The following is a 3,570-nucleotide window of genomic DNA, read 5'->3' on the forward strand; positions in this document are numbered from 1 at the left end:
AAGAGTGAAGGTGAGGGTTGCAAGATGGAAATGACGATTTCGGGATTGCGGGAAAAACTATGTGAGGCGGATAATGATCAATTAATAAAGCTGCTATGTCAGGTATATAAACATTCAGAGGTTGCTCAACAAATTGTTGACTCGCGCTTTTTGGGTGATGAATATGGGATGCGTCTAGCAAAAATGACCAAACAAAAGCTGGAGAAGGCATTTTTTCCCCATGGAGAGGTGGATCGTTCCTTAATACAAGCGAAAGAGTTGCTGCGAAAGTTCCGCAAGAGTTGTCAAAACCAGCGCGCGTTGATTGATGTAGAATTATATTTTGTCGAATGCGGGTTGGATTTTGCAGGGATCTTCGGCGAGTCAGATGAAAGTATCAAAGAATTGTTGATTACAAACTATGCTTCAGCGGTAGCGCGAATCTTGGAGGATGATTCGGAAATTTATTTCCATCTCTATTTTGCAAGATGTAATCAAATCATCGATACTGCAAGAGGATTTACTTCAGCGTTTTCCCAACACATGTTGTCAATCTACTGCCAACTAGCAAAAGAATCAAAGGATTAAAATAGAGTAAAAAAAGCAAAAATCCATTGAAGGATTTTTGCTTTTTTAATGCTCGAAGCCGATTGACGGCTCTAATGTTTGTTCGTTATCCAGCTGTTTTAATCGACGCATCGCTTTGAAATAAGAAGCCAGTAAAACAAGCGTAGATCCAATCCAAGCTAACGGAGAAGCGAACGCTGCTCCAGCAAAGCCGAAGGAATGGGTCAAGATAATGGCTGCGAAAGATCGCATAATCAGTTCCATCATTCCGGCAATTGTCGGTATTTTAGCTTGACCTAATCCCTGTAATGTATAACGCAGAACAAGTAAAGCCGCTAATACCCAGTACAAAGAACCATTAATAGTAAAATAAGTCTGGGCCAGATCAAAGACATGCGTTTCGCTGCGATCCACAAACAAGGCGACGAAGGAACGTCCGCAAGTAATGACCAGTAATCCTGCGAATAAACTAAATGCCCCGCTCATCAATAATCCCTGCTTCACCCCTTGGATGATTCGACCATATTGTTTTGCACCTAGGTTCTGTGCTGTGAAAGTAGTCATTGTAATCCCAAAAGACATCATCGGAAGAATCGCGAATTGATCGATTCGACTAGCGGCTGCTTGTGCTGCTACAACGTCTGTTCCTAATGTATTCAGCGCTGATTGTAAGATTACTGCGCCGATCGCGATAATCGATGATTGAAAGCCCATAGGCAATGCTGCTTTCAAATGCTGATTTATTTCTTCCTTATCGAAAGAAAAGTGTTTCCGGCTGACTTGTAATAATGGGATTTTTCGCCGAATAAACCACACGCATAACAGACTAGCGAATACTTGTGCGATCACTGTTGCATAACCGGCTCCGGCAACTCCCATGTGGAAGTAGATAATAAAAATCAAATCTAAAACAACATTGACAACTACTGCGGCAGCCAAGAAAAACAAGGGTGTCCGACTATCGCCCAGTGCTCGCACCATATTGGATAAAAGATTAAAACTCATGGAAGCGAAGATTCCGGCTAAAATCACGGAAATGAAATCTTGTGCTTGATCCAAAAGTTCAGGCGGTGTTTGCATCAATAAAAGCAATGGACGTAAAAATATCAAACTCAAAATCGTCAAAATGACAGTGACACCAAGGCTGATCAAAATAGAAGCAGCAAAGCTTTTTCGTACGCCCTGCAAATCTTTAGCACCAAAGCGTTGGGCTGTAATAATTGACAGACCTGAGGTTAAACCTTGAGCAAACCCGATAATCAAGAAACTAACACTACCCGTTGCACCCACGGCGGCTAAGGCATCTTTACCCAGCACCTGACCTACAACCAACATATCTATCATGCTGTAAAATTGCTGAAAAACATTTCCTACAAATAGTGGCAAAGCAAACAATAAAATCAATTTTGCTGGATTTCCATGAGTTAATTCTTTCATTTTTTTCCTGCTTTCTAAAAAAATTTTCTGATTGATATTACCACAAAATTTTCTGAAAGCAAGAGTATCGTGTAAAAAGTTAAGAAAAAAAGACAACCCTTAAGAAACGGGCTGTCTTATGAATTTAACGTTGACGAATTTCATTCGGTAATAGAATAGTTTGACGATTGCCGTCGTCATAAGCATAGACTTCTTGCGGAAAATCATAAGAAAATCCAAACGGCAGATCAATGCCCATTTCAACTTCGCTGCCTTCTTGGGAGAAGTGCATCGTGACACGTCCGTCATTGTTGATTAAATCAAAACTCAAGATATTGTCTAATGGGATCAAGCCCTTTAAGTCTAAGTCAATGATATACCAGATACTATCAATCAGCTCGCCTGGCAAGCTGGACACCACACCGACAGAGGCATAACGACTTTTCTTCGAATCAAATGTTTCAAGCATAGATTTTTCCTCCTTTAGTTGGAATCACTTACTTAAAGTACAAGTAAGCTTTGTAGTGCCTTATTGTAAATCTTTTTACTAAAAAAGACCACTTATTGTACTTGGTATATAAGAAAAACTAAATAATTTTGACCCTAATAGGAGAAAAACGAATTAAATGGTTAAAAAAGAAGCATGCCGGATTCCGACATGCTTCTGCAAATGCTTATTCTTCTGTTGATCCGCCGATGACTTCTGGTTCGGCGCCTTCAGAAACTTCGCCTTCTTCAGGAAGTTCTTGAGCTTCTTGGACAGAAGCAACTTGTTCGTCTGCATCTGTTACAATCGTGTAGTCAGCGTTTTTAGGCAGATCGCTGATTGAGATTGATTGACCGATTTCTAATCCAGAAATATCCACTTCGATACCTTCTGGTAATTTTTCTGGTGTTGCAGAAACAACTACTGTATAAAGTGTTTGAGCAAGTGTACCACCGGCCTTCACACCAACAGCTTCACCAACTAAGTTGATTTCTGTTTCAGCTTCGGTTTCTTCAGACAAGTTTACAGATACTAATTCAACGTGTGTCAAACGATGTGTAAAAGTGTCTAATTGAGTTTCACGTAATAATGTGTTTACTTTCTTTCCGCCAACTTCAATAGTAAAAACAGTGTTTGCGCCATTTTCACGCAACAATCTTGAAAATTCACGTTCATCGATTGAGATAGGCGTACTTTCAACCTTATACCCATTAACGATTGCTGGAACTTTTCCTTCGTGACGCAATTTGTTGCGAATGGAACGAGGGCGAATTGCTCTTTCTTCTACTTTCAATGATACTGCCATAACCAAATTCCTCCTTAAAATGTGACTGTCTGTTGGTAAGCAGACAGATTTTATTTAAGTGACGGGTTATTCTCAGCACAATGGCTTTGCGAAAAACACGCAAAAAGACAGTCGTGTACACAACTGTCCAAAAAAAGTCTACGTTCAACTTTCTCTACCAGGTCGTAACGCTGTGTATGAGAAACCTTTGACACCGGAGTGTCGATTCACTTAATTTTTAATGCAAATCTTTGACTTGCATAATTAAATTCTAGGGCTTATGCCATAGAAATGCAAGTAAGAACCTTTTTTATTCTTCAAAAAAAGAAAAAAGGAG

The 3,570-nt window shown here is 39.8% G+C and carries 4 protein-coding genes; 1 reads left to right on the forward strand and 3 read right to left on the reverse strand.

What is annotated here, in order from left to right; genetic code table 11:
- Positions 1–567 (forward strand): hypothetical protein (locus A5875_RS22735; RefSeq protein ID WP_254911932.1); only part of this gene is annotated, 567 nt, incomplete at its 5' end.
- Positions 568–612: 45 nt separating this feature from the next.
- On the opposite strand, the gene A5875_RS22740 is transcribed toward A5875_RS22735, so the two are convergent.
- The 3 genes from A5875_RS22740 to A5875_RS22750 all read right to left on the reverse strand — a co-directional run bounded on the left by A5875_RS22740 (position 613) and on the right by A5875_RS22750 (position 3,254).
- Entirely contained in the window at positions 613–1,983 is a 1,371-nt protein-coding gene (locus tag A5875_RS22740; RefSeq protein WP_088935879.1) for an MATE family efflux transporter, read from the reverse strand.
- A gap of 124 nt (positions 1,984–2,107) precedes the next feature.
- Positions 2,108–2,431, reverse strand: coding sequence for a DUF960 domain-containing protein (locus A5875_RS22745; RefSeq protein ID WP_088935880.1), 324 nt, complete (start codon positions 2,429–2,431; stop codon positions 2,108–2,110).
- A 205-nt stretch (positions 2,432–2,636) separates the two neighbouring features.
- On the reverse strand, positions 2,637–3,254 hold the full coding sequence (locus A5875_RS22750) for a 50S ribosomal protein L25/general stress protein Ctc (RefSeq protein ID WP_088935881.1): 618 nt from the start codon (positions 3,252–3,254) through the stop codon (positions 2,637–2,639).
- Positions 3,255–3,570 lie beyond the last annotated feature (316 nt).

Origin of the sequence: Enterococcus sp. 3H8_DIV0648 (assembly GCF_002140655.1) — a bacterium.
In the GTDB taxonomy this organism is placed as follows: domain Bacteria; phylum Bacillota; class Bacilli; order Lactobacillales; family Enterococcaceae; genus Enterococcus_A; species Enterococcus_A hulanensis.